Raw genomic sequence first — 25313 nt, 5'->3', positions numbered from 1 at the left:
GTCGGATGCCTTCCGACACTGCGTATCATGGTGATCTCGGCGACCATTTCGTCCAGTTGAGCGCCGTCCATCCGACCAACGCTTTCGTCGACCGGCCGGCGATGCTCGCCCTCATCGGCGACGTCGCCGGCCTCGACGTGGTGGACGTGGGTTGCGGGGCGGGGTTCTACAGCGCCGCGATGATCGAGCGGGGCGCGCGCGTGACGGGGGTCGAAGGTTCCGAAAGGCTGCTGGCTCACGCCGAGGAGGCGACCCGGGGACGGGCCACCTTGGTCCAGCACGACCTCGAACAGCCGTTGCCGTTCGCGGACGCGTCGTTCGATCTGGCCGTGATGGCGTTGGTGTATCACCACGTGTACGACCGGAAGCAGCTGCTCAGCGAGTTGCGTCGCGTGCTGCGGCCGGGTGCGCGACTGCTGGCGTCGGGGACGCATGCCGCTGGCGAGCAGCGGTGGCTCGGGGGTTCGTACTACGAGGGCGGGCGCGTCGACGCGCCGGTGGGGGACGGGCTCACCATCAACTTCGAGCGGATGACCATCGAGCGTTTCGTCAACGAGCTGATCGACGGCGGCTTCGTTCTGGAGCGGCTGTTGGAGCCGCGGCCGTCGGAGGAGCTGCGGGAGGCCGATCCGGCCGAATACGAGCGGATCAGCGATCGGCCGAGCGTGCTGACGCTCGCGCTGCGGCGGCCGGTGGACTGACATGCCGACGCGGTTGATCTTGGTGCGGCACGGCGACTCGCACCACAAGGCTGACGGAGTCCACGGCGGACCGCGCACCTGCCGAGGGTTGACGGATCTCGGGCGGAGCCAGGCGGTCGCGCTGAAAGACCGGCTGACGGCGGCGGGTGTCCTGCCCGGGCCCGGAGAACGGTCGCAGGAGCCTGCGATTTACAGCTCCATCATCCCCCGGGCGATCGAGACCGCGGCTGTCTTGGCCGGTGGAGCTGAGGAGAACGTCGTCCAGGACTGCGGCCTGTGCACCTACCACATGGCCGACTGGGCCGACGGCATGTCCTGGGAACAGATCCGCCGCGACCACCGCCGCACCGACGGCGGCCTGTTCCACCCCTTCGAGGACGGCAACGAGGCCTGGGCCGATCTCGTCCTGCGCGTCAGCAAAGCCCTGACGAGCATCGCCGCAGCCACGTCCGGCGGCACGGCTGTCGTCGTCACCCACGCGGAGGGCGTCGCGGCGTCGCTCGTCGTCTTCGGCTCGCTGCCGTTGTTCCGGGAGTTCGACGTCCTGGTGTCGCCGGCCTCGATCACGGAGTGGGTCACCGACGACGATCCGGCGGCGCCCTGGCATCCCGGGACCCGGGTGGCTCTGCCCGTCAGATGGACCCTGGCGCGCCTAAACGACGCCGCCCACCTCACCTGATCCCCGCTGCCGCCGGACCAGGAAGAAGCCCGCCGCCAGCCCGAACGCCGCCGCCGTCTCGTGCCCGATCGTCGCGAAGTTCGGCAGCAGACCGAACCACTCCGCGCTCAGGAACGGGTACGCGAACACCCCCGCCGCCCACAGCCACCGCAACACGCTCGGCACCAGCGGCGTCACCGCCGCGGACAGCGCCAGCACGCCGTAGCTGATGCCGTAGTCGTATCCGTTCCACCACTGGGCCGGGTAGCGGCCGGAGTGGGTCGCTGCGGCGGCCACGGAGGTGGCCACGAGGGTGGCCACAATGTTGGCCGCAAGGAAAATCCCGATCGTATGGAAGGGGCCGAATCGGCGTTCTAGGGTGGCCATACAGACTCCTACGCCGCCGGCGATGATCAGGAGGTGCGAGACCCATCCGCTGTCGGTGGCGGCGAACAGGGGACTGGCCAGGAGGACGACCACCGGGTCGTGAGCCAGATTATGGGGGTTGGTGCTGATGGCAAGCTTGAGCTGATCGGCAGCGCGGCCGGGAAGCAGCCGGCCCAAGACGAACAGGCCCGCGCACACCAGCAGCAGGTAGGCGAACGTCACCGGGTTGCGGCGCGGGTAGTCCCACAGCACGCGCGTCAGGCCCGCCACCGGCCGGCGCGCGGCCCCGCTGCGGGCGCTCGGGGTGATCGCCATACGCCGAGCTTCTCAGAAATCCGGCGGCGCCCGGCGCACCGACGGCCACAATGGTCCGGTGACCGAGCCCGAACAGCCCCGCTTCACGTGGTCCGAGTCCCCGGTTCCCGACGGCATCCCGGTGACCCAGGTGTACCTCTGGGCCCTCGACCCGGACGACGGTCGAGTCCTGATTCAGGACCGCGGGCTCTCACTTGTCAGGCCCCATAGTCTCCCCGGCGGCCGGCCCGAGCCGGAGGACGGCGGCGATCCGCTCCGCACCGCCGCGCGGGAGGCGATGGAGGAGTCGCAGATCCGCATCGACGCCGAACGTGCCGTCTATCTGGGTTATCAGCTGGTCGAAGGCGATCCGAAGCGTCCCGGTCCGTACGCCCAGACGCGGTACGCCGTACCGATCAGCGGCTACGGACCGATCGGCCCCGACCCCGACAACGGCCGCGTCAACCGGCGCTTCATGACGAGTCTGGACCGCGCGCCGGAGCTCCTCGCCTGGGGCGAGCACGGCCGAGCCCAGGCGGCAGCGGCCAAACGGGCGGGCGCGGCCCTCGGAATACCGGTCGACGATCCCGCCCCGGACGGTTATCGCGACGGCGAGAAGGCCCGCTACCTGGTCTGTAACGACTACGGCATGGGCGCGCTCTGGTGGTGGGTCCAGGCCCGCGGCGCCAGGGAGATCATGGAGCGGGTGGCGGACGTCGTGGTGATCCATCGGGTCGAGACCGTGCGGCAGGCCGAAGACTGGGACCTCGAAGAGGTCGACATCGACGCGTCCGATCCGAATCCGCTGAGCGACCCGAAGGCGAAGCGCGACGAGCAACGCCGGCGGCCCGGCTTCGGGGCCTGTGTCGGCCGCGGAACGGTCTACTTCCGCCGGCCGTGGGGCGAGAGCGGCCACACGCCCTGGATCGGCGAGGACGGCGAGACCCACTATCTGTACGAGATCGGCGAAGACGGCTATCGCACCCGCCAGGTCGTCGAGTTCGCCGAAGGCCCCGCGCAGAAGACGAGCGAGGACGACTGGCTCTTCAACCCGCCGTTCGACCTCTACGAGCCCGAGTGGGCCGAATACGAGATCGATCGCTCGGAGTTCGAAACGGCGTGGGACGCCGCGGTCCCGGCCCCCGACTACGAAGACTGAGGCTCGCTGACCGAGAAGAGAAGCCGTTCGATGGCCGACTGATCGCCGACGACGGCGACACCGCCGTCGGCGCAGGCGGCCGCCAGTGAGGTCGGATCGACCAGCAGGGCGCTGAACGCCTGGGGATCCGCGCGGAGCGACGCGTCCGCCGTCGCCGTGCCGCCCACCCGCACGTGGATCCGGCCGGCGTCGAGCCGGACCGTCCAGGCCCGGCCGTCGAGTTCGAGAAGGCACGTCGTGGGCGGTGCCGCCGGATCGGGGCGCGCCGCCCCCTGCAAGAAGATCAGCACGGAGGTCGCGCTGAGCGATGCCGGTGCCGGGGGCTGCGGGGCCTCGATGCCCCAGTCGCCGAGGGCCCGCAGGATCGGCTCCAGCCGGCGGCCCCGTTCGGTGAGTTCGTAGACCCGCGGGTCCTCCGCCTCCGCCGGCGCGCGCCGGATCACCCCGTTGTGCTCGAGCTCCCGGAGCCGGTCGGCCAGCACGTTCGAGCTGACGTGGGGCAGCGCGTGCCGCAGCTCGGAGAAGCGCTGCGGCGTGAGCAGCAGTTCGCGCACGACCAGCAGAGCCCATCGCTCCCCGACGACGTCCAGGGCCCGGGCGATCCCGCAGGCGTCCCGGTAACTACGGCTGGTCGGCATGGATCCGAAACTACCACAGTGGCTGATTGTTTTTAACAACTAGATGTGGTTAGTGTTTAGCGACACAAGGAAGCGATCGCCAGGAGGAACCGATGAGTGGGCTGCTTGAAGGTAAGAGCGTTGTGATCTACGGCGGGGGAGGCGCGATCGGCGGCGCCGTGGCGCGGGTGTTCGCGCGGGAGGGGGCGGCGGTCTTCCTCGCCGGGCGCACGCAGGAGAAGCTCGACGCGGTCGCGCACGACATCGCCGCGGCCGGCGGGAAGGCGGAGACCGCGCTGGTCGACGTCTTCGACCAGCAGGCGGTCGAGGCGCACGCCGCCGCGGTCGCGGCGGCCGCCGGCGGCATCGACGTCGCACTCAACGCGGTCAGCGTCCCGCACGACCAGGGGACCCAGCTGGCCGACCTGACGCTGGAGGAGTTCCTGCGGCCGATCGACGGCTTCCTGCGCGCGCTGTTCATCACCAGCAAGGCCGTGGCGCCGCACATGGGAGGCGAGCGCCCCGGCGTCATCCTGACCTTGTCCGAGCCGGGCGCCAAGTTGGCGGTCCCCGGCATCCTCGGCCACGCCGCGAGCGCGGCGGGCAAGGAGGCGTTCGCCCGCGTCCTGGCGGCGGAGCTGGCCCCGGCCGGCGTCCGCGTCGTCGGCATCCGGCCGCACGCCGTCGTCGACGCGCCGGAAGCGGGTTCCTACACCAAGGAGCTCTTCACGCCCGAGTTCCTGGAAGCGGGCCTGGCTCCGGGGACGCTGCTGAAGCGGCTGCCCACGCTCGCGGAGGTCGCCGAGACGGCCGCGTTCCTGGCCTCGGACCGGGCCGCGATCATCACCGGGACCGTGGCGAACTTGTCCGCCGGGGCGCTCGTCGACTGAGCTCCGCGCGGCGGTTCATCAGAGAACTGAAAAAGGGTGGGTGCGCCGTCGCCGCACCCACCCCACCGGAACGCCGTCCGCTACGCTCCCGCGCCGGGCCCGATCTGCTTGCGCGCCTCGCTGTCCGCGATCTCGTTCCGCAGCCGCGCCATCTCGTTCTCCACACCGGAGCCGGCCGACAACGCCTCCAGCTCGCGGGTGATGTCGTCCTTGCCGTAGCCGGTCGGATCGTCGAGGACGCCGGAGGCCGTGAGCTCGTCGAGGGCCGCGCCGCGGGCCTGGAGCTGCGCGGTCTTGTCCTCGGCGCGCTGGATGGCGAGGTTGACGTCGGTCATCTCCTCGGAGATGCCGCTGAACGCCTCGCCGATCCGGGTGGTCGCCTGCGCCGCCGCGTAGGTGGCCTTGATGGTCTCCTTCTTGGTGCGGAAGGCGTCGACGCGCTGCTGGAGGTTCTGGGAGGCGCGGACCAGACGCTCCTCGTCGGCCTGCAGGGCCTGGTACTGCGCGGACATGTCGTCGATCTGCTGCTGGATCGGCGCGCGGCGGACCAGCGCCTCGCGGGCCAGGTCCTCCCGGCCGATCTCCAGGGCGCGGCGGGCCTGGGTGGCGCGCTTGTCGGACTCGGCCTGGAGCTTGCTCATCTGGATCTCCAGGCGCTTGCGGCTGGTGGCGACCTCGGCCACACCGCGGCGCACCTGCTGCAACAGCTGGAGTTGTTTCTCGTAGGACAGGTCGAGGAGCTCGACCGGGTTCTCGCGGCGCTCCATGGCCGCGTTGGCCTTCGCCTCGACGACCAGCTTCATCCGCTTCATGACGCCGCTCATGGACGCTCCCTGCCCCCTTTAGGTTCCCGCGCTCGCGCTTACGGGATCAACGCTTCCACTTGAACAGTGGTTCCCAGGATAGGGGCCGGGGATTCCGCCCCATCCCGCTGGCCGGACGCGATGCCGCGTTGCGCGAGGAACGCACCGGCGAGCACGACCGCGCCGCCGGCGATCTGCGTCGCCGTCAGCCGCTCGCCGAGCGTGACCCAGGCGACGACGGTCGCCGAGGCCGGTTCGACGTAGGCCAGACCGGCGGCCACCGGAGCCGACAACCGCTGGATGGCCGCGGCCCCGGCCAGATACGACAGGACCGTGCTCATCAGCACCATGAACGCGGCGAGCAGCCAGCCCCGGACGTGGTGCGACCCCAGCGGGACCGCGTCGCCCAGCACGTGCCACGGCGCGGACCACGGCGCCGCCACCGGGACCAGCAACACCATGGCGACGGTCATCCCGCCGGTGGTCAGCGTCAGCGGGTCGACGGTGCCGGCCAGCCGGTCGATCAGCAGGAAGAAGGTCGCGTTCCCGGCCGCCGCGCCGAGTCCGGCGGCCAGGCCGACCGCGTCCAGCCGCACCCCGGCCCAGATCTGCACGACGATCGCCAGCCCGGCCATCGCCACCGCCACGCCGATCACCGCCTCGCGCGCCACGTGCGCCCGCCGCACCAGCTTCTCCCAGCCGACCACCAGCACCGGCCCGGTGAACTCCAGCAGGATCGCGATCCCGACGGGCAGGCGCGAGGCGGCCACGAAGTACAGCGCCTGGCAGGCCGCCACCGCGATCACCCCGTAGACCAGGATCGACCAGCGGTTCCGCACCATCATCGTCAGCCGGCCCGGCCGCCGCAGCACCAGGCACAGGCCCACGAGCACCACGACCGTGCCGATCAGCCGCAGCCACACGGCCTGCAGCGGGCTGAAGCCGGCCTCGATCAGGGCCTTGGCGAACGGACCGCCGGCGCCGAAGGCCACCGAGGAGGTGACGCCGAACAGGACGCCGGCCGTGGTCCGATTGAGCGAGGTGCTGGTCACCTCGCCGATGGTAATAGGCGTAGTGCGGTGTTGTCCTTAGACGCCGAAAGGTGGTACCGAGTCGTGATGCGCCCGCCTCCGCGCGGACACCGGCGCCGATCGGGCCGGGACACCGGCGCCGGATCAGACCGGGCGCCGGCGCCGGATCAGACCGCGTCGAGCCGCTGCCGCAGCAGGCAGAACTCGTTGCCCTCCGGGTCCCGCAGCACGTGCCACGACGCGTCCTCGCCCTGGCCGACGTCGGCGCGCCGGGCCCCGAGCGCGAGCAGCCGCTCCAGCTCTTCGTCCTGGTCCCGGTCCGTCGGGTTGACGTCGATGTGCAGCCGGAGCTTCGCGGGCCGCGGATCGGTGGTCGGGATGAACAGGAGCGTGGGCTGCGGACCGCCGAAGCCGACGCCCGGCGGCCCGATCTCGACGCTCCCGCCGCCCTCCCGGCCGACCTCGACGAAGCCGAGGACCTCGCCCCAGAACGCGGCGAGGCGCTCGGGGTCGACGGCGTCGATGACCAGTTCGCCGATACGGCATGCCATTCTCGTCAGCCTCCAGCCAGTGTCCGCACCGCGTCGGCGAACGCCTCCGGCGCCTCCTGCGGCACATTGTGCCCGATGCCCGGCAGGTGCCGGAGTTCGAACGTCCCGGTGAACAGTTCCCGGTCCCCGGACGCCTCGAACGTCGGGCCGCCGACTCCGTCCGCGCCCGACTCGAGGACCACGGTCGGCACGCCGATGGCCGGCGTGACGGCCAGCCGGTCCTCGATCCCCTGGTATCGCGGATCGCCTTCCGCGAGCCCGTACCGGTGGCGGTAGGAGTGGACCACGACGTCCACGAACGCGGGATTGTGCAGGCTCACCGCGCTCCTGGGGAACTCCGCCGCGGCCGCCTTCCACTCCGGCGACCACGTCCGCCACAACAGCTCGCACAGTTCCTCGCGATTGCGCTCCAGACCGCGCCGCCCACGCTCGCTGTGGAAGTAGTACTGGTACCAGTACGTCGCCTCCCACTCCGGCTTCGACGGCTCCACCGCGGCGTACGCGATGTCCTGGATGTTGTAGCCGTCCACGGACACCAGGCCCCGGACCCGCTCCGGCCACAGCGCCGCGACGATGCACGCCGCGCGACCGCCCCAGTCGTACCCGGCGACGATCGGACGATCGAGGGCGAGCGCGTCGATGAAGTCGAGCAGGTCCTGACCGAGGGCGCCCTGCTGTCCGGACCGCGGATCGGAGCCGGACACGAACTGGGTCGTGCCGAAGCCCCGGAGGAACGGTACGTAGACATCGAATCCACCGCCGGCCGCGAGGGAAGCGGCGACCGCGTCGTAGGCGCGGATGTCGTAGGGGAACCCGTGGAGCAGGACGACGGGGATCCCCCGTGGATCACCGTGGCGCTCGTAGGTGATCGAGAGGACCGGCGTCGCTATGTGATCGGTGATGTCAGCGAAGCTCATGACGAGAGCTTCGCATGGCCGGCGGCGTAAGCCTGGAAGAAAGCCGCTTCCGCCAGCACCGAGTTGCGGAGTTCGGACAACAGCACACGCTCGTTCGGGCCGTGCAGCCGGCAGGCCGCGTCCTCGGCGCCGAACAACAGGATCTCCGCGTTCGGAACCGCCTTCGCCAGACCGTTCACCAGCGGGATCGCGCCGCCGCTGGCCGCCTGCACCGGGTCCGGGCCCCACGCCGCCTTCAGCGCCTCCGCCGCGGCCTGATACGCCGGACCGCCGGTGGCCGCGGCGAATCCGGGCCCGGCGTCCTGCGGCGTCACGGTCAGCTCGACGCCGAACGGGTTGAGCCGCTCCAGATGCGTGATCAACGCCTGCTGCGCTTCCCGAGGGTCCTGCCGGGGGTGGATGCGCAGATTGATCAGGGCCCTGGCATACGGCACCACCGCCAGCGCGGCCGTGTCGACCGCCGGGGCGTCCAGGCCGACGACGGTGATCGCCGGGCCGCTCCACAGCCGCTCGCCGAGGCCGCCGGTGCCCAGCAGCGGCACGTCCGGCTCGACCGTGGCCAGCGAGCGGAACTCCTCCTCGGTGTAGGCGGTCCCGGCCCAGGGCTCACGGCGCAGCCCCGCCACGGCGACGTCGCCCTTGTCGTCGTGCAGCGTGGCCAGCGCGGCGATCAGGGTCAGCAAGGCGTCCGGGGCCGCGCCTCCGTACAGGCCGCTGTGCCGTGCCTCCTTGAGCGTGCGCACCTCCACCTCGACCTCGGCGTCGCCCCGCAGTGCGGTGGTCAGGGTCGGGGTGCCGGGCCGGATGTTGCCCATGTCCGCGACGACCATGGCGTCGCAGGCGAACGCCGCAGGATTCTGCGCCGGGTAGTCGTCCAGGACGCTGCCGTACTCCTCCTGGCCCTCCAGGATGATCCGGATGCCGACCGGCGGACGCCCGTCGAAGGCGCGCAGGGCCCCGAGGTGCACCGCCAGGTTGGCCTTGTCGTCGGCGATGCCGCGGCCCCGGATGGCCGGTCCGTGCTCCGGATCCGTGTACTCCGTCGGAGTGAAGGGCGGCGAGGTCCATGCCTTCTCGTCACCGGGCGGCTGGACGTCGTAGTGCCCGTACAGGAGTACGGTCGGCGCGTCCGGCGTCGGCGGCGGGATGTGCCCGGTGATGATCGGCGACGTGTCCGGGAGCTCCAGATCCCGCAAGTCCTGGACACCCGCGTCGCGCAGCAGGCCGACCAACAGGTCGTGGCACTCGGCGATCTTCTCCTTCGGATAGCCGGGGAAGGCGATCGACGGGATCGCCGCCAGCCGCTTCAGGTCGTCGGCGACCTGCGGCATCAGGGTGTCGACTCTGGCCGTGAGCTGCGCGATGTCCATGCCCTCAGTAACTCACACGCAGCCGCGCCGCGCCGCCTGGGCCTGTCTGGCCACGGTGACCGGGCTCGGGGCGCGGGGGCCGGGGCTGAACCAGGCGCTGGCGGCCGAATCGTCAGGCGGGCGACCGGATCGATGCCTCGGCGGAGCTATCCGCCGAGGCATCGCCTCTTGTTGGATGGGTGCGGCGCCCCTACGATGAGGTTTCCAGGAACATGAAGATCCTTCACGTCTTTTGCCCCGCTGGCTCTGGCCTCCCTCGTCTTCCCTGGAGCGCGCCTTGTCCGTCGAGACTTCGCACGACCCCGGCACCGTTCCGCCGTCGTCCTTCGACGCCGAGCCCATGGCCCGGGTCCGCGCGCCGTGGATCACCGGGTTCGTGTTCGCCGGGCTCGGGTGGCAGGTGGCGAGTCAGGTGCCGAGTACTTTCACGGTGCCGCAGCAGATCAAGGACATCGATCCGGGCGGTCACGTCACCGACTTCGCGTGGGTGAACACCATCGGCACCCTCTCGATCCTGTTCCTGGGGCCGCTGTTCGGGATGCTGTCGGACCGGACGGTGTCGCGCTTCGGCCGCCGTCGGCCGTGGATCGCGCTCGGCGGCGTGGCCGCGGCGGCCGCGCTGGTGTTCAGCGGGACGCAGAACTCCGTGTGGGGCGTGGGGCTCGGCTATCTCCTGCAGACGGTGTTCGTCGCCGCGCTCGCGGCGGGCATGGTGACGATCGTGCCGGACCGGGTGCCGGCCGGACAGCGCGGCGTGGTGCTGGGCTGGGGTGGCGTGCCGCAGGCCGCGGCGCTGATCGTGGGCGGCGTGCTGGTGTCGCTGTCGAAGGGGTACGTCGGCCAGTACGCGGCTCTGGCCGCGCTGATGGTGTTCGTGGTGCTGTTCGCATGGCGCGTGGACGACCCGCCGATGCCGCGGGAGCGGCGCGAGCCGTTCAGCTTCCAGGCCTATCTGGCCAACTACCGGATCCAGGTGCGGCAGTTCCCGGACTTCGGCTGGGCGCTGGCGACGCGCTTCCTGATGGTGCTGGGCTACGGGCTCGGGACGCTGTACACGCCGTACTTCCTGGACGACGTGCTCGGCTTCAAGAACACGCCCGACGACAAGAGCAACGACAGCCACCTGCTGATCGTGGTCGCCGTGAACAGCGTCTCGACGGTCGCGCTGGTGGTCGTCGCGGGCTGGCTGTCGGACCGCTGGGGCCGGCGCAAGCCGCTGGTGTGCGCCGGGTCCGCGGTGATGGCCGTGGCGGCGGCGATGCTGGCGGTCCACCAGAGCTGGGGCATGATGCTGGCCGCCGGCGCGGTGCTCGGGCTGGGGTACGGCGTGTACCTGAGCGTGGACGGCGCACTGGTGACGCAGACCCTTCCGTCCGGCGCGGACCGGGGCCGGGACATGGGTTTCGCGAACTTGATGACGATCATCCCGTTCGCCCTCGTGCCGCCGATCGCCGCGCTGCTCATCAAGTTCGCGGGCGGCTACGCCGCTTTGTTCTGGGCTTCGGCGGCCGTGTCGGTCGCCGGTGCCGCGTGTATCTATAAGATCCGCGGCGTCAGGTAAGAGTCGTTCCTCGGATCGGGTGTTCCTTCATGACTTCACCATCGCGCGTCCTCGTCATCGGCATCGACGGGGTCCGGCTGGACGTGCTCCAGGCCACCGCCACGCCCCATCTGGACGCGATCGCCGCGGACGGGTTCCTGGCCCCGGTGCGGATAGACGACGCCACGCCGACGTGGTCCGGGCCGTGCTGGGCGACCGTCGCGACCGGGGTCTCGGTGGCCAGGCACGGCATCACACACAACGTGTTCACGGGGCACCGGCTGGCCGAGCACCCGGACTTTCTGACGCTGGCCTCGCTGGCGGGGAAGCGGACGTATCTGTCGGTGGGCAGCTGGGAGCCGCTGGCGACCGGGGCGTGCGGCGGACCGCTGTTCGCGGCGCCGGACCGGTTGACGTTCACGTCGTACGGGATCGACTGCGAGCGCGGGGACGAGGCGGCGACCGCGGACGCCGAGCGGGAGCTGGCCGCGGCCGACTACGACGTCGCGTTCGTGTACCTGGGGGACGTCGACGAGACCGGGCACGAACTCGGGGTCGGGGCCGAGTACACGGCGGCCGTGGAACGGGCGGACGCGCGCGTGGGGCGGCTGCTGGCGGCGCTGCGGTCGCGGCCGGGGTTCGCCGAGGAGGCGTGGACGGTGATCGCGGTGACCGATCACGGGCACGTGGACGAGGGCGGGCACGGCGGCGAGAGCGACGTCGAGCGGACGGCGTGGATCGCGGCCTGCGGGCCGGGGATCGCGGCCGGGGCGGAGATGGGCGTGCTGCGGCACGTGGACGTCGCGGCGCACGTGTTCGAGGCGGTGGGCCTGGCGGGGGAGATGGCGGAGCTTCCCTTGGAGGGGAAGGCTTTCGCCGCCGTCGTGACAGAGGGCTGATCCCCGGCGGCTGGTTCAGCGCCGCTTGGGGAACGGGATGCGGGCGAGGTCCTCGGCGATGTGGATGAGACCGTCGAACTCCTGGCCCGCCTCGGCCAGGTAGCGCTCGCGGGTCTCGTCGATCGGGTAGCGCTGGGAGAAGTGCGTCAGCACCAGTTCCCTGACGCCGACGTCGGAAGCGAGACGGGCGGCCTGGCGCGCGGTCAGGTGGCCGTAGGACTCGGCGAGTTCGGCCTCGGTGTCCAGGAACGTGGCCTCGACGACGAGCAGGTCCACTCCGGCCGCGAGGCGCTCGGCGCCTTCGCAGCGCCGGGTGTCCATCAGGAACGCGAAGCTCTGGCCGGGTTTGGGCACGCTGACGTCGGCCAGCGTCACGTCGCCGAGGCGGCCCTCGCGCTGGAGCCGGGCGATGTCGGGGCCGCTGATGCCGGCGGCGACCAGCTTCTCGGGCAGCATCCGGACGCCGTCGGCCTCGTCGAGGCGGTAGCCCTGACAGGGCATGCCGTGGTCGAGGGGCGCGACGGTGAGCGTCAGATGGCGGCCGAGGTCGTAGACGCGGTCGCCGGTCGAGGGGCGGGTCGCGATCTTCGCGCGGGCGTGGTGCGGCGTCGCGAAGCGGAGGCGCTCGAAGTACTCCTCGTGCTCGCCGGGGAAGTGGCACACGACCTCGTGCGGGACGTCGTCGAGCGACAGGCGCTGCAGCACCCCGGGCAGGCCGAGGGCGTGGTCCCCGTGGAAGTGGGTGACGCAGATGTCGGTGACGTCGGTCGCGGACAGGCCGGCGAACTGCATCTGCCGCTGCGTCCCCTCGCCGGGGTCGAAGAGGAATCCGTGCTCGTCGAACCGCAGGAAGTAGCCGTTGTGGTTGCGGTAGCGGGTGGGGACCTGGGACGCGGTGCCCAGGACGGTGAGTTCGCGGTTCATCGCCGCGCCTCCTGTTCGACTCCGGCTCGGATGCGCTCCCAGGACCAGCCCTCGGTGCGGAGGTGCTGGATCAGGCCCGCGTCGAGGAGGGCCAGGACTGTGTAGGCGCGGAACTCCGGATCATAGGCGTCACCGAAGAGCATCGTCAGGTGGGTTTTCCAGAACTGGTAGACGCCGAGGCGGTACCGGGCGCCGGGGGCCGCGGTCTCGGAGGCCAGCAGGAGATCGAGATGCGACTGGACATAGTCGAGGTAGGCGTGCACGAAGGCCGTGCGGCGCGCGACGGCCGTGGGCGGGTCGTGAGGACCGTCCGGCCCCAGCGGCGGCGGGCCGGAGATCATCGCCAGCTGGAGTTCCTTCTCCTTGTCGTCGAGCAGGGCTGACACCAGACCGCTCTTGTCCCGGAAGCGCCGGTAGACGGTGCCCTTGCCGACCCCCGCTTCCTGTGCGACCGCGTCGGTGGTCAGCGCCTCGACGCCGCGCGCGTTGTAGAGCCGCCACGCCGCCTGCAGAACCAGGGCCCTGTTCCGCGCGGCGTCGGCACGTTCGCGGGGCGGCTGGTCCACCAGCGGCAGGTCTTCCATGCGTCCATTGTAGACAAGCGGACTCCGGTCCGCATATCCTCGGATCAGCTAACCGGACCGCAGTCCGGATGACTGGATCGGAGGCACGACCATGACCACGCTCATCACCCGCGACGAACTCCAGACCGCGATCACCGAAGGCCGGGCGACCGTACTCGACGCCCTCGCCGGCGCGTACTGGGAGAAGCAGCACCTGCCCGGTGCCATCCCCCTCCACGCCGACGACGTCGAGCGGGTCCACGGCGAGGTGCTCCCCGACCGCGACGCGCTGATCGTGACGTACTGCAGCAACGCCGCCTGCCCGAACAGCCAGAACGTCGCGACGAAGCTCGAGAAGCTGGGCTACACGAACGTGCGGAAGTACCGCGACGGGATAGAGGACTGGGCGGCCGCCGGCCTGCCGCTGGAGTCGGGGGTACTGGGCTCCGGCTCGTAGGGCTCGTCAGGGAACTGATCCCTGAGATCGCCGAGGGACAGGCCTTCGGCGACCGGTCGCACAGGTCGCCGAGATGCCGCCGCCGCTGCCCACGCTCCTAGGGGACCTCGACCGTCACGTCATCGGGCCAGACATCGTGGTCGATGAGGTGGGCGACAGCGCGACCGGCCGTGGCGAAGGGGACCGTGTCCCGGTTCGCGTAGACGTCGGCCTGTCCGTTGCCGAGGACGAAGCCGCCCGACTCTCCGGTGGCCTGGAGATCGACGAGATGCTGCCCGGAGTCGCCTTCGTCCGCCAGCAGCATCACCAGCGCGCGCTCGCCGTTGGTGCACACCGCGAGCAGTCTGCCGTCGCCGGCTTCGAACCAGGTCTCGTAGGTTCCGTGGTCCGCTCGGTTGCTGAGCAGGCGCCGGGCTTCGTCGCCGGTGTAGCCGGGGCCGGCCGAGTCCATCAGCTGCCAGCGTCGGGGAGTGGCCACGGTGCATCGTAGCCCTCGGCGGCCCGCCGCACGGGCCGCCGAGGGACCGCCCGGTCAGCCCCGCGGGCGGTCGAGCTCGACGTTCTCGAGCACGCCGAGCGCGTCCGGGACCAGGATCGCCGCCGAGTAGTAGGCGGTGACCAGGTAGCTGATGACGGCCTTGGTGTCGATGCCCATGAAGCGGACGTTGAGGCCGGGTTCGAGTTCGTCCGGGAGGCCGGTCTGGTGCAGGCCGACGACCCCCTGGTCGGTCTCGCCGGTGCGCATGGCGAGGATGGAGGTGGCGTGGTCGGTGACCGGGATCTTCGAGCAGGGGTAGATCGGGACGCCGCGCCAGGCGAAGACGCGGTGGCCGTCCACCTCGCCGCTGGTGGGGTAGACGCCGCGTTTGCTGCACTCGCGGCCGAAGGCCGCGATGGCCTTGGGGTGGGCCAGGAAGAACTTCGTGGAGCGCCGCATGGAGAGGAGCTCGTCCATGTCGTCGGGCGTGGGCGGCCCGCCGTGGGTGTGGATGCGCTGTTCGTGGGCGGCGTTGGCGAGCAGGCCGAAGTCCGGGTTGTTGACCAGTTCGTGTTCCTGGCGCTCCTTCAGGGCTTCGACGGTGAGGCGGAGCTGCTGTTCGGTCTGGTTCATCGGCTCGTTGTAGAGGTCTGCGACCCGGGAGTGGACGCGCAGCACGGTCTGCGCCACCGAGAGCTGGTACTCGCGGGGGTTGAGTTCGTAGTCGACGAAGGTCCCCGGCAGGGCCGCCTCGCCTTCGTGGCCCGCGGCCAGTTCGATCTCGGCCTCACCCTTGCGGTTCGTGGGCCGGGACCGGCGCTGGGCGTGGCCGGCGATCTGGGCGCGCAGCTCCTCGGAGCGGTCCGCCAGTTCCCGGAGCGCGGTCAGCGGCAGGGCGAGCAGGACGCCCGAGGTCGTGGCCCGCGCGCCGTAGGCCCAGGTCGTGGGCTCCCCGGACGCGGCCGCCTCGTCACCGAGGTGGTCGCCGTCGGCGAAGGATCCCACGACGGTGGTCTCGCCGTACTTGCCGGTGCCGACCTTCGCCAGCTTGCCGCGGCCCACCAGGAGGATCTCCGTGACCGGCTGGCCGGCCTCGGCCAGTTGCTCCCCGGCGGCGAAGCGCCGCTGGGTGAAGCGGCCGGCCAGGTCGGCCAGCAGGGCCTCGTCGGCGAAGCCGCGGAGGACCGGGAGCTCGGTGAGGGTGGGAGCCAGGACCCTGATGTCGTCGCCGGTCTGGTCGAAGGCGACGCGGCCGCGGCCCACGGCGTGCGAGAGGCGGCGGTTCACGCGGTACGTGCCGCCCGATACTTGTACCCACGGCAGTTTGCGGAGCAGCCACCGCGAAGTGATGCCCTGCATCTGCGGGACGGTCTTGGTGGTGGTCGCCAGATTGCGGGCGGCGGCGGTGCTGAGGCTGAGCTGGCTGTCCTGGACGAGGTCCTGCGGCGCGTCGGTCGGCATGCGTTCCACGTAACCAATGTCTGTCTTTGGTCGGCAATATGCGGCTTTGACACTTCCTTAGATCGAGTGATTCGCCGAAGAGCGGGATTGACGCGGCGTTCCCCGCGCCGGGCCCGGGGAAAGGGAAGAGCCCGGGCGCGGGGAACGCCGCAGTACGGGGACGATCGCGCGTCAGCTGATCGAGAAGTCGTCCGCGTACACGGCGCCCTGTCCGTACCAGCCGTGCACGAACACCGACACCGTGCCGTTCGAGCCGGTCGTGAACGGGATCGACAGCTGCGTCCAGCCGCTGCCGGACGCCCAGGTGCTGGCGCTCGCGCCGCCGGTGACGCCGGCGAAGGCGTAGCTGCCCTGGACCCAGACCTTCAGCGTGTAGGCGTGGTTCGGGCTCAGCGTCACGGACTGGTCGCACTCGCCGGTGGCGCTGCTCGTCGCGTCGATCTTCGCGGCGTGCGTGCCGCCGTGCACCGGGCTGGTGACGACGGAGTCACCGCTCTGGCACGTCCACGGGCTCAGCGAACCGGACTCGAAGTCGCCGTTGACGATCGAGCCGCCGCCTCCGGTCCCGGTGACGGTCAGCGTGTACGTGGCGGTGTGGCTGCCCGAGGGCGCGGTGCCCTTGACGGTGATCGTGTACGTCCCCGCCGGGGTCGACGCCGAGGTGGCGGCGGTCAGGGTGGCCGAACCGCCGGCCGTGACCGAGGACGGGCTGATGGTCACGGTGGTGCCCGCCGGGGCGCCGGTGGCGGTCAGCGCGACGCTCTGCGCCGACCCCGACGTGACCGCGGTGGACACCGTCGTCGTCGCGGTCCCGGCCTGAGCCACCGAGCCGGACGACGGGGACAGGCTCACCGAGAAGTCGTTCGCCGGCGTGCCGCTGGTGACCGTGATGTTGTACGTGGCGCTGTGGCTGCCGGAGGCCGCCGTGCCGGTGACGGTGATCGGGTAGGTCCCGGCCGGCGTGGAGGCCGAGGTGGCCACCGTCAGCGTCGCCGAGCCGCCGGCGGTCACCGAGGTCGGGCTGACCGACGCGGTGATGCCCGCGGTGGCGCCGCTCGTGGTCAGCGACACGGTCTGCGCGCTGCCCGAGGTGACCGCGGTGGAGACCGTCGCCGTCGCGGACGCGCCCTGAGCCACCGAGCCCGACGACGGGGAGACGCTCACCGAGAAGTCGTTCGCCGGCGTGGTGCTGCCGCTGGTGAACGGTTCGAAGGTGTTGCTGAAGAACCACTTGTTCTGCGAGATGCCGGAGCAGGTGTCCGAGCCCGCGGTCCCGGGGCAGCCGCCGTTGTCGCGCTGCAGCGCCCAGAACGACAGCTCGCTGATCCCCGTCGACTGCGCCCAGCTGAGCACCGGCGCCGCGTCCGCGGTCTGGAACGTCTCGGCCGCGCCGAAGTCGTCGATCCCGATCATCTCGGTCACGCCGACCATCGCCCACAGCTGGGCCTGGGTCTTGCCCGGATACAGGCTCGCCAGCTGGTTCTTCAAGCCGGTGGCCGCCGTCTTGGTGTCGTCGGCCATGTTGTGCGACTGGTTGTCGTAGTAGTCGAAGGTCATGATGTTGACGGTGTCGATGCGCGCGTTGTTGCTGACCGCGTTCTGCAGGACCTTGAGACCGGAGTCGGCCAGCCCGCTGGTCGTGGTCGGCAGCGTGTAGGTGAACTGGACGGTGCGGCCGTTCGCCGCGGCCCAGTCCTCGACCATCTTGATGGCCTTGTTCCGCCGGTCGATGCCCGCCGAGTTGGTCAGCGAGTTGTCCTCGGTGTCCAGGTCGATCCGGCTCACGTCATACGTGGTGATGACGTTCTCGTAGGCGGCGGCGATCGAGCTCACGTTGGTGCAGCTGTCGGCGATCTCAGTGCCGGTGTTGTCGGCGGTGTAGCCGCCGAACGACGGGATCACGTCGCCGCCGCCGGCCCGGATGGTCGAGATCGACGGCCCGAACGTGCCGGACGAGATCGGCATCGAGGTGTCGCCGTTCCAGTACACCGTGCACGAACCCTTGGTGGCGGCCTGGATGAACGCCATCGTCAGGTATTTCGCCCCGGACTGCGCGCTCAGCGTCGCCGGGTCGTCCCCGTTGTAGGCCTCGAAGTAGGGCGCGAAGAAGTGCGCGGGGGTGGGGGTCGCCGCCGGTGTGGCGGCATGGCTGGTCGCGGACGCCAGAAAGGCGCCCGCACCGGCCGCAATCGTCGCCGCGGCGGTCGCGAGCACGCGGAGTCGACGGCCTGTCCGTTTCATGATGCTCCCAGGTGGCAGGGCATTGATCAGGAATGGATCTTGGAGGAGGCGGCCGCCCTGGGGGACATCATTGGACTAGACCAGAGGTCTGTCAAGGTTCCTAACAGTTCGATGTTCAACCGGCCCCCGCCCGCGCCGGTCAGCGGGCCCGGAGCGCGTCCACGGCGAGGCGTGCGGCCGTGCCCACGACGGCGTCGGCGGCGGGCAGGATGACGGCGGTGGACGCGGCGCGCGTGAAGACCGCGACGGCGTAGCGGCCGCCGTCGGGGTACTCGACGACGCCGGCCTCGTGCCGGAGGGTGGGCAGCGTGGCGGTCTTGCCGCTGACCAGGACGTCGTCGAAGGGGAAGCCGGAGGCCAGGCGGTGGCTCCAGGCCTGGCCGCCGAGCAGCGCGCGGAGCTCGGCTCCGAGCTCGCCGGGGCAGACCTCGTCGCGCCAGATCGCCGCGAACAGGGCTGCCAGCTCCCGCGGTGTGGAGCGGTTCGTCCGAGCCGGATCCAGGGCGCTGGCACCGTTCGGTGCCGCCGGGTCGGTGAGGGCGTCCCGTTCCGTCCTCAGCAGGTCGCCGATGTCGGCCATGGTGTGGACGGCGACGGTCTCGGTGAGGCCGAGGGCGGCCATGGTGCGGTTGACGGTGTCCAGCCCGACCTCGTGCCACAGGATGTCGGCCGCGGCGTTGTCGCTGACGGCGACCACGAGGGTGGCGAGGTCCCGCAGGGAGAGGCGGACGGCGTCGCGCATGAGGGCGATCCCCGACAGGCCGGGGGTGCGCGCCGAGGCGGGGATCTCGATCTGGCGCGTGCGGTCGATCCGGCCGGCGGCGGCCTCGCGATAGAGGGTGGCGAGCAGACACACCTTGTGGAGGCTGGCGGTCGGGGCCGGCTGGGCGGCCGCGACGGACACGGCCGTGCCGGAGTCGATGTCGAGGGCGTGCAGCTGGCCGGTCACACCGGCGTCGGCGAACGCGGCGGTGATCCGGGTGGCGGCGCGGCGGGTCTCGTTCACAGCACGAACTCCGATACCGGCCGCGGGATCCGGCGCCCTCCGGCGACGGCGGGGTGCATGCCGTGGCTCCGCAGGACGTCGAGCGCGGCCCCGGCGAAGACGCGGACCGCCGGACCGTCGTGACCCGGGCGCCAGGCGACGGACGTGCGCCACGCCAAAGGGCTTCCGGTCAGCGCCCGCCACACGGTGCCGGGAGCGGGTGCCGGCTCGGGCATGAGCGCGACCAGGTTCGAGTCGCTCATGATGAGCGCCCGAGTGAAATCGAGCCCTTCGACGCCGCGCACGGTGTTCGGCGTGAAACCGTGCCGGGCGCACGCCGTCAGCGTCTCGTCGTGCAGCGCCGGGGCGGCCGCCCGCGGCGGCATCGCCAGGTCGCGGCCGGACACGGCGCGCAGATCGACGGAGGGCTGGGAAGCCAGCGGATCGTCCGAGGCCAGCAGAACCCCCAGCGGCTGATGCAGGATCGGCCCGAAAGCCAGGCCCGCGGCCGGACACGGATGGCGCACGATCCCCGCGTCCAACGTCCCCGCGCCCAGCTCGGCGACCTGGTCCGCCGTGCTCAGCTCCCGCAGGTCGAGCTCGCCGCCCGGGCTGCGCTCGCGGAAGGTCGTCAGCAACGCCGCCACCGCCGCGCCGCCGAGCTGCTCGGGCACCGCCGCCCGGAGCGTCCCCGCCTCGCCGTCCTGGAGCCGTCCGACCACCACCTGCAACCGGTCGGCCGCGTCCAGCAACGGCTCGGCCTGCGCCAGCACCAGGCGCCCGGCCGGCGTCAGCGCCGCCCCGCCGCGTCCGCGGTCGAAGAGCCGCACGCCGAACTCGCGCTCCAGCCGCTGGATCCGTTGCGACAGCGACGGCTGCGCCAGCCGCAGGCGCACCGCGGCGCGGCCGAAGTGCTCCTCTTCGGCCACCGTTCGGAAGTACCGCAGGTGCGCCAACAGATCCATGACGTCGGATCATAGTCATATCGCTATGGATGTGTTTCCCATACGACTCTTGGACAGCAACCCGAGTCGCAAGATTCCCTAGCGAGGTATGAGCCGCAACACCAGAACCATCAGCGCGGCGATCGCCGCGGTCATCGCTGTGGCGATCGCTTCCGTGGCCCTGTGGCCGCGCTCGGACGAAGACAAGGCGTCGCCGACGGGTGCGGCGGGTGCGGCGGGGGCTCCGGGTGCCGCGACGCCCGGCTCGGACCCGACCACGGCGCCCGGCACGCCGGAGGCGGTGGCGAAAGCCTTCCTCGACGCGTGGGCGTCCGGCGACTACACCAAGGCGGCCGCTCTCACCGACAACGCCGAGGCGGCCGAACCGCGGCTCCGTTCCGTCATGAAGTCGCTGAACCCCAAGACCCTGGAGTTGACCCTCGGCTCACAGGACTCTGTGAACCACTACAACTTCACAGCCGTTGACACCTTCGACGGCGGCCTGCAGTGGAAGTACGGATCCCTGCTGGCCGTCGTCCCGGCGACCGCCACCGCGCCTCCGCTCGTGCACTGGTCGTCGGCCGTGATCCATCCGCAACTCGGCGCACAGGCCAAACTCACCGCCACACCGCCGCCGGCAACCGTGGTCGACGACAAGGGCGTGCCGCTGTCGGCATCGGCGCATCCCAGTCTGAGCACCGTGTTGTCGCGGCTCGCGACGGTGAAGCAGCCGGGCGCCGCGCCGCCGACCGGCCTGCAGATCACGTTCGTCGACGCCAACACCGGCGCCCCCATAGCCGGCACGTCCCCGATCCCGGTCGGGGCCCCCGCGGGCGGTACGAACCTCCAGATCCCCTCGACGCTCGACGACAAGGTCCAGAGCGCGGCCGAGCGGGCGCTCGCCGCCTACCCCGAATCCGGCATGGTCGTCATCAAACCCAGCACCGGCGGCGTCCTGGCGATGGCGAGCAACTCCAAGAGCACGGCGGGCCTGGCCTACCACGCGAACCGCGCGCCGGGCTCCACGTTCAAGACCATCACCACCTCGGCTCTGCTCCAGGCCGGACTGAAGCCCTCCGACCCGGCGCCGTGCCCGCCGACCTCGACGGTCGGATCGCAGACCTACCACAACGACGAGGGCCTGAAGAACGGCTATCCCAACGCCACCCTCGCCGACGCCTTCGAGCAGTCCTGCAACACCTCCTACGTCGGCCTGCGCGACCGCCTGTCCGGCCTCTCGGCGCTCGCGGACGAGGCGAAGACCCACTTCGGTCTGAACCAGCCGTGGGACATGGGACTCGGGTCGGCGACCTATTGCACAGCGGGCGACCGGCAGGTGCCGGCGTCCGACGGCCAGGAGCGTTTCGCTGCGGAGACCTTCGGTCAGGGCGACATCACGATGTGCCCGCTCACGATGGCCTCGGTCGCCGCGACCGTGGCGTCGGGGACGTTCAAGCAGCCGATCCTGCTGCCGGGACTCAAGCAGGCGACGGCGACGCCGCTGCCCGCCGGAGTCGACGCCGACCTCAAGACCCTGATGCGCGGGGTCGTGACCGACGGCACCGCCAGCTCTCTGCGCGGCATCAGTACGACGCTCGGCGCCAAGACCGGCACGGCCGAGCGGCAGGACGAGAACCCGGACAGCTGGATGATCGCCATGGACCCCGCGCGCGACATCGCGGTCGCCTGCGTGGTGCTGAACGGCGGGTTCGGCAACGACAAGGCGGGGCCGGCGATCAAGGCGATGCTGGCGGGGATCGGCGTCAAGTGAGCGGTGACAGGCGGTGAAGGGGTAACGCGCAGCGGCCGGGCGGCGCCTGTTCGAGGACGAAGATGTCACCCGGGTAGATAAGGAGTCTTATGCGCCCCCTCCGCATCGCCATCCTCGCGGCGGCCGCACTCACCGTGCTGGCCGCCGCACCCACGTCCGTCGCCGAGGCGTCGTCCGCGGCGCCCCACGCCAAGCCCCTCCACGTGGACAAGTCGCAGTCGAAGGCCGCCAGTGGCGGCCAGCTGTCCCTGCAGACCAACGGAACGCAGGGCGTCGTGTCTCCCGCCCCTCAGGTCTACCTGGTCTTCTGGGGCAGCCAGTGGTCGAGCGACCCCGCCGGTGTCGCCGCCGACATGCAGGCCATGTTCCAAGGCCTCTACGGCTCGGCCGACACCTGGGGCTCGATCATGAGCCAGTACTGCGAGAACGCCCCGGCCGGGACGGTCACCTGCCCGAGCAGCGCGACCTTCATCCAGCACCCGCAGAGCTCACCGCTGGCCGGCGTCTGGTTCGACAACGCCTCCGCCGAGCCGCGCAAGGCCACCAAGAACCAGCTCGCCGCCGAGGCCGCCAATGCCGCCGCGCACTTCGGGAACACGACTCAGGCCCCGAACCTGAACGCCCAGTACGTGATCGTCTCGCCGACCGGCACCCACCCGGACGGCTTCGGACCGCACGGCAGCTTCTGCGCCTGGCACGACAAGACGTCGTCGAGCTACGGGACGCTGGCCTTCACCAACCTGCCCTACGTCCCGGACCTCGGCGCGGGCGCCTGCACCACGCTCACCGACGGCCGCCTGCTGTCCGGCATCGAGTCGACCGAGACCCACGAGTACGCCGAGACCGTCACCGACTTCTGGCCGACCGCCGGCTGGTACAACTCCAGCGGCGGCGAGATCGGGGACGAGTGCGTGAACCTCGACGCGTACCTGACTCTGTCGACCGGAACGTTCGACGTGCAGGGCCTGTGGTCCAACAAGGCCGCGGCCTGCGTCACGTCGGGCTGACCCGAGCTCGGACAGCGGCGGGGGCCGGTTAACCGCCCCCCGCCGGTGCGGCTGGCCGAACGGGTGAAACCGCAGGCAGCACCGTGGTGCGGGCCTGGGGCGTGTTGCGAGGATCGACGTGTTCGATCCTCGCAACACCGCTTCAGGAGGAAGACCCCTTATGCGTGCCTCTCGTCTTGCCGCCGCCTCGTTGGCCGGGTTCGTCATCGCCGGCGTTGCCGTGCCGACCGCTGTGGCGGCCGACGCGCCCGCTCGGGCCGCCGGGCCTGCCGCGCTCGCCGCGTCGTCGACGGCCACCGTGCACACCGTGCAGGGCCTCAGTCTCCGTCTCCCGGCGCCGCAGGGCCGCTACGCCACCGGCGAGTCGACCTTCCGCCTCGTCGACGACAAGCGCGCCGACCCCTGGGTGCCGACTCAGCCCTACCGCGAGCTGATGATCAGCGTCTTCTACCCGGCGTCCCACACCGGCCACCACGCCACCACCAACCAGTTCCCGAAAGCGGTGGCCGACGCGGTCGGACCGGCGCTGGAAGGCAATTTCGAGCTGCCGCCCGGCCTGGTGGACTGGGCCGCGACGAGGACCCACTCCGTGGCCGACGCACCGATGGCCGAGGGCCGCTTCCCGGTCGTGCTCTACTCCCCGGGAGCCGGGGACGCGCGGGACTGGAACGTCTCCCTCGTCGAGGACCTCGCTTCGCGCGGCTACGTCGTCGTCACCATCGACCACACCGGCGAGGGCCCCGCGGTGCAGTTCCCCGACGGCCACGTGGTCGGCAACGGGCCGCTGATGGACCTGGCCGGCCAGGCCGTGCGGAACGGGACGATGGCGCAGTTCCTGGAGAACCTGGTCAAGGTACGCGTCGCCGACACCCGCCTGGTCCTGGACCGGCTGGCGACCCTTCCGCATCGTCTGACCGCGGGCATGGACCTGACCCGGATCGGCATGTTCGGCCAGTCCGGCGGCGGATTCACCGCGGCGTCCACGATGTTCGCCGACCCGCGGATCAAGGCCGGGATCAACATGGACGGGACGATGGAGTATGCGTCCGAGGCCGACGGGCGGCACCCGAGCGAGGTCGAGCAGCTTGGTCTGGACCGGCCGTTCCTGCTGATGGGCAGCTCCGGCGCGGGCGGCTCCGACGTGCACCGCGAGCTGTCCTGGGCGACGTTCTGGCAGCACCAGCGCGGGTGGAAGGCGGACGTCACCCTCCAGCAGTCCGAGCACGCCTCCTACACCGACGCCGAGGCACTGCTGCCGCAACTCGCCGGCCGAGTCCCGGACGCCACCCTGATCAAGGCGATCGGGACGGCCGACCCGAAGCAGGCCCGCACCGGGGTCACGGCCGATCGGGCGGTTGTGGCGTCCTTCTTCAACCGGTTCCTGAAGGGACACGACGATCACCTGCTCGACGGAGGGCAGACTGGATACCCGATCAGCGTCGAGAGGTAGGCGGAGCCGATGTCGGGAACTGTGTCGGAAACTGTGCCGGCGATGAGGGGGTCGATGTCGGGAACCCGCGTGGTCGACTCGGAACTGCCGATCGTCGCCGCCCCGATGGCGGGCGGCCCGAGCACGGTGGCCCTGGCCACGGCGGTCCACGCCGCCGGCGGGTTCCCGTTCCTGGCCGCGGGCTACAAGTCGGCGGAGGCACTGGCCGACGAGGTGCAGCAGGCCCGGGGAATCGGCGGAGCGTTCGGCGTGAACCTGTTCGTGCCCGGCTCGATGCCGGTGGACGAGGAGGCGTTCCGCGCCTATGCCGCCGAGCTGGAGCCCGAGGCGGCCCGGCTCGGGGTGGAGCTCGATCCGCGTCCGGTGACGAATGACGATGACGAGTGGGCTGCCAAGGTCGCGTTCCTGACGGCGGAGCCGGTACCGGTGGTGTCGCTGACGTTCGGCCTTCCGGCCGCGCGCGACATCAGCGCCCTGCGTCGTGCCGGGAGCCGGGTGCTGGCGACGGTGACGACGGCGGCGGAGGCACGGGCCGCGGTCGAGGCGGGGGTCGACGGACTTGTCGTGCAGGCGCCGGCCGCGGGCGGACACAGCGGGACGTTCGACCCCCATAGGGCGATCAGGACCGTGGATCCGGCCGATCTGGTGCGGGAGGTCCGGGCGGCGGTCGCCCTGCCGATCGTCGCCGGCGGCGGCGTGACCGACACGCGGACGGTGGGCGAACTGCTGCAGGCCGGCGCCGAGGCGGTTGCGGTCGGGACGCTGCTGCTGCGTACTGACGAGTCGGGGGCGTCGCAGACACACAAGGACGCGCTGGCCGACCCGGCGTTCACGCAGACGGTCATCACGCACGCCTTCACCGGTCGCCCGGCCCGGGGCCTGCGGAACGGCTTCATCGACCGGCACGAGGCGACGGCACCGTTCGGGTATCCGGCGATCCACCACCTGACGCGTCCGATGCGGCAGGCGGCGGCGCGACGTGGGGATGCTGAGCGTTTGCATCTGTGGGCTGGGACGGGGTTTCGGGCGGCGGGGGCTGTGGTGGGGCCGGCGGGGGAGGTTGTTCGGGAGTTGGCTCGGGGGCTTTGAGGGGGCCGGGCCGGGGCTTTGAGGGGCCGGGCCGAGGGCGTTGAGGGCATGGTGCGGTTGGTTTCTGGGTTTTAAAGGCTTGATACGACCTTCGGCCATGGTGGTGATGGTGCGCGGGGGCTCGCA

25 protein-coding genes are annotated in these 25313 nt (G+C 71.2%); 11 read left to right on the top strand and 14 right to left on the bottom strand.

What is annotated here, in order from left to right; all coding sequences use genetic code 11:
- Positions 1-5: 5 nt before the first annotated feature.
- Positions 6-701, top strand: a complete 696-nt coding sequence (locus ABD466_RS23635; RefSeq protein WP_344659333.1) for a class I SAM-dependent methyltransferase — start codon at positions 6-8, stop codon at positions 699-701.
- A 1-nt stretch (position 702) separates the two neighbouring features.
- On the top strand, positions 703-1380 hold the full coding sequence (locus ABD466_RS23630; RefSeq protein WP_344659332.1) for a histidine phosphatase family protein: 678 nt from the start codon (positions 703-705) through the stop codon (positions 1378-1380).
- On the opposite strand, the gene ABD466_RS23625 is transcribed toward ABD466_RS23630, so the two are convergent.
- Positions 1354-2061 carry a rhomboid-like protein gene (locus tag ABD466_RS23625; protein ID WP_344659331.1) on the bottom strand — a complete coding sequence of 236 codons (708 nt, stop codon included), beginning with the start codon at positions 2059-2061 and terminating at the stop codon, positions 1354-1356. The two genes, ABD466_RS23630 and ABD466_RS23625, sit on opposite strands and share 27 nt — an antisense overlap.
- Before the next feature lie 58 nt (positions 2062-2119).
- Here ABD466_RS23625 and ABD466_RS23620 point away from each other — a divergent pair, with 58 nt between their 5' ends.
- Positions 2120-3199, top strand: a complete 1080-nt coding sequence (locus ABD466_RS23620; RefSeq protein ID WP_344659330.1) for an NUDIX domain-containing protein — start codon at positions 2120-2122, stop codon at positions 3197-3199.
- Here the strand turns inward: ABD466_RS23620 and ABD466_RS23615 are convergent.
- Positions 3187-3837 carry a winged helix-turn-helix transcriptional regulator gene (locus tag ABD466_RS23615; RefSeq protein ID WP_344659329.1) on the bottom strand — a complete coding sequence of 217 codons (651 nt, stop codon included), beginning with the start codon at positions 3835-3837 and terminating at the stop codon, positions 3187-3189. The two genes, ABD466_RS23620 and ABD466_RS23615, sit on opposite strands and share 13 nt — an antisense overlap.
- A gap of 92 nt (positions 3838-3929) precedes the next feature.
- On the opposite strand from ABD466_RS23615, the gene ABD466_RS23610 reads away from it, so the two are divergent.
- Positions 3930-4706, top strand: a complete 777-nt coding sequence (locus ABD466_RS23610) for an SDR family NAD(P)-dependent oxidoreductase (protein ID WP_344659328.1) — start codon at positions 3930-3932, stop codon at positions 4704-4706.
- A gap of 80 nt (positions 4707-4786) precedes the next feature.
- Here ABD466_RS23610 and ABD466_RS23605 read toward each other — a convergent pair whose 3' ends face one another.
- The 5 genes from ABD466_RS23605 to ABD466_RS23585 all read right to left on the bottom strand — a co-directional run bounded on the left by ABD466_RS23605 (position 4787) and on the right by ABD466_RS23585 (position 9378).
- A complete protein-coding gene (locus ABD466_RS23605) occupies positions 4787-5530 on the bottom strand; it encodes a PspA/IM30 family protein (protein WP_344659327.1) in 744 nt (247 codons plus the stop codon).
- A gap of 38 nt (positions 5531-5568) precedes the next feature.
- Positions 5569-6561, bottom strand: coding sequence for an EamA family transporter (locus tag ABD466_RS23600; RefSeq protein WP_344659326.1), 993 nt, complete (start codon positions 6559-6561; stop codon positions 5569-5571).
- A gap of 146 nt (positions 6562-6707) precedes the next feature.
- Positions 6708-7091 (bottom strand): VOC family protein, encoded by a 384-nt coding sequence (locus tag ABD466_RS23595; RefSeq protein ID WP_344659325.1) that lies wholly within the window; start codon positions 7089-7091, stop codon positions 6708-6710.
- A 5-nt stretch (positions 7092-7096) separates the two neighbouring features.
- On the bottom strand, positions 7097-8008 hold the full coding sequence (locus tag ABD466_RS23590; RefSeq protein WP_344659324.1) for an alpha/beta fold hydrolase: 912 nt from the start codon (positions 8006-8008) through the stop codon (positions 7097-7099).
- Positions 8005-9378, bottom strand: coding sequence for a M20/M25/M40 family metallo-hydrolase (locus tag ABD466_RS23585; RefSeq protein WP_344659323.1), 1374 nt, complete (start codon positions 9376-9378; stop codon positions 8005-8007). Before ABD466_RS23585 ends, ABD466_RS23590 begins: the two co-directional genes overlap by 4 nt.
- Before the next feature lie 277 nt (positions 9379-9655).
- Here ABD466_RS23585 and ABD466_RS23580 point away from each other — a divergent pair, with 277 nt between their 5' ends.
- Positions 9656-10939: an MFS transporter gene (locus ABD466_RS23580; RefSeq protein ID WP_344659322.1), complete on the top strand. Its 1284-nt coding sequence runs from the start codon at positions 9656-9658 to the stop codon at positions 10937-10939.
- A 29-nt stretch (positions 10940-10968) separates the two neighbouring features.
- Positions 10969-11817 carry an alkaline phosphatase family protein gene (locus ABD466_RS23575; protein WP_344659321.1) on the top strand — a complete coding sequence of 283 codons (849 nt, stop codon included), beginning with the start codon at positions 10969-10971 and terminating at the stop codon, positions 11815-11817.
- Positions 11818-11832: 15 nt separating this feature from the next.
- Here the strand turns inward: ABD466_RS23575 and ABD466_RS23570 are convergent, their stop codons facing one another.
- Positions 11833-12741, bottom strand: coding sequence for a ribonuclease Z (locus ABD466_RS23570; protein WP_344659320.1), 909 nt, complete (start codon positions 12739-12741; stop codon positions 11833-11835).
- Positions 12738-13325, bottom strand: coding sequence for a TetR/AcrR family transcriptional regulator (locus ABD466_RS23565; RefSeq protein ID WP_344659319.1), 588 nt, complete (start codon positions 13323-13325; stop codon positions 12738-12740). Before ABD466_RS23565 ends, ABD466_RS23570 begins: the two co-directional genes overlap by 4 nt.
- 91 nt (positions 13326-13416) lie before the next feature.
- Between ABD466_RS23565 and ABD466_RS23560 the strand changes: the two genes are divergently transcribed.
- Entirely contained in the window at positions 13417-13761 is a 345-nt protein-coding gene (locus ABD466_RS23560; RefSeq protein ID WP_344659318.1) for a rhodanese-like domain-containing protein, read from the top strand.
- 97 nt (positions 13762-13858) lie between these two features.
- Here the strand turns inward: ABD466_RS23560 and ABD466_RS23555 are convergent, their stop codons facing one another.
- From ABD466_RS23555 to ABD466_RS23535, 5 genes are all read right to left on the bottom strand, one after another.
- Positions 13859-14239, bottom strand: coding sequence for a hypothetical protein (locus tag ABD466_RS23555; RefSeq protein WP_344659317.1), 381 nt, complete (start codon positions 14237-14239; stop codon positions 13859-13861).
- A gap of 54 nt (positions 14240-14293) precedes the next feature.
- On the bottom strand, positions 14294-15700 hold the full coding sequence (locus ABD466_RS23550) for a family 2B encapsulin nanocompartment shell protein (RefSeq protein WP_344659417.1): 1407 nt from the start codon (positions 15698-15700) through the stop codon (positions 14294-14296).
- Between the two features lie 171 nt (positions 15701-15871).
- The gene (locus ABD466_RS23545; RefSeq protein ID WP_344659316.1) at positions 15872-17941 is read right to left on the bottom strand and encodes a carbohydrate binding domain-containing protein; all 2070 of its coding nucleotides are present in this window, start codon (positions 17939-17941) and stop codon (positions 15872-15874) included.
- 139 nt (positions 17942-18080) lie between these two features.
- Positions 18081-18947, bottom strand: a complete 867-nt coding sequence (locus ABD466_RS23540) for a serine hydrolase (RefSeq protein WP_344659315.1) — start codon at positions 18945-18947, stop codon at positions 18081-18083.
- Positions 18944-19891, bottom strand: coding sequence for a LysR family transcriptional regulator (locus tag ABD466_RS23535; RefSeq protein ID WP_344659314.1), 948 nt, complete (start codon positions 19889-19891; stop codon positions 18944-18946). Before ABD466_RS23535 ends, ABD466_RS23540 begins: the two co-directional genes overlap by 4 nt.
- An 88-nt stretch (positions 19892-19979) precedes the next feature.
- On the opposite strand from ABD466_RS23535, the gene ABD466_RS23530 reads away from it, so the two are divergent.
- The 4 genes from ABD466_RS23530 (at position 19980) to ABD466_RS23515 (ending at position 25187) form a co-directional block, all read left to right on the top strand.
- Positions 19980-21641: a penicillin-binding transpeptidase domain-containing protein gene (locus ABD466_RS23530; protein ID WP_344659313.1), complete on the top strand. Its 1662-nt coding sequence runs from the start codon at positions 19980-19982 to the stop codon at positions 21639-21641.
- Between the two features lie 89 nt (positions 21642-21730).
- Positions 21731-22648, top strand: a complete 918-nt coding sequence (locus ABD466_RS23525) for a hypothetical protein (RefSeq protein WP_344659312.1) — start codon at positions 21731-21733, stop codon at positions 22646-22648.
- A gap of 160 nt (positions 22649-22808) precedes the next feature.
- The gene (locus tag ABD466_RS23520; RefSeq protein WP_344659311.1) at positions 22809-24098 is read left to right on the top strand and encodes an alpha/beta hydrolase family protein; all 1290 of its coding nucleotides are present in this window, start codon (positions 22809-22811) and stop codon (positions 24096-24098) included.
- A gap of 54 nt (positions 24099-24152) precedes the next feature.
- On the top strand, positions 24153-25187 hold the full coding sequence (locus tag ABD466_RS23515) for an NAD(P)H-dependent flavin oxidoreductase (protein WP_344659310.1): 1035 nt from the start codon (positions 24153-24155) through the stop codon (positions 25185-25187).
- Positions 25188-25313 lie beyond the last annotated feature (126 nt).

It is taken from the genome of Catenulispora subtropica (genome assembly GCF_039531675.1).
In the GTDB taxonomy this organism is placed as follows: Bacteria; Actinomycetota; Actinomycetes; order Streptomycetales; family Catenulisporaceae; genus Catenulispora; species Catenulispora subtropica.
This window is presented reverse-complemented; position numbering and strand designations above follow the sequence as displayed.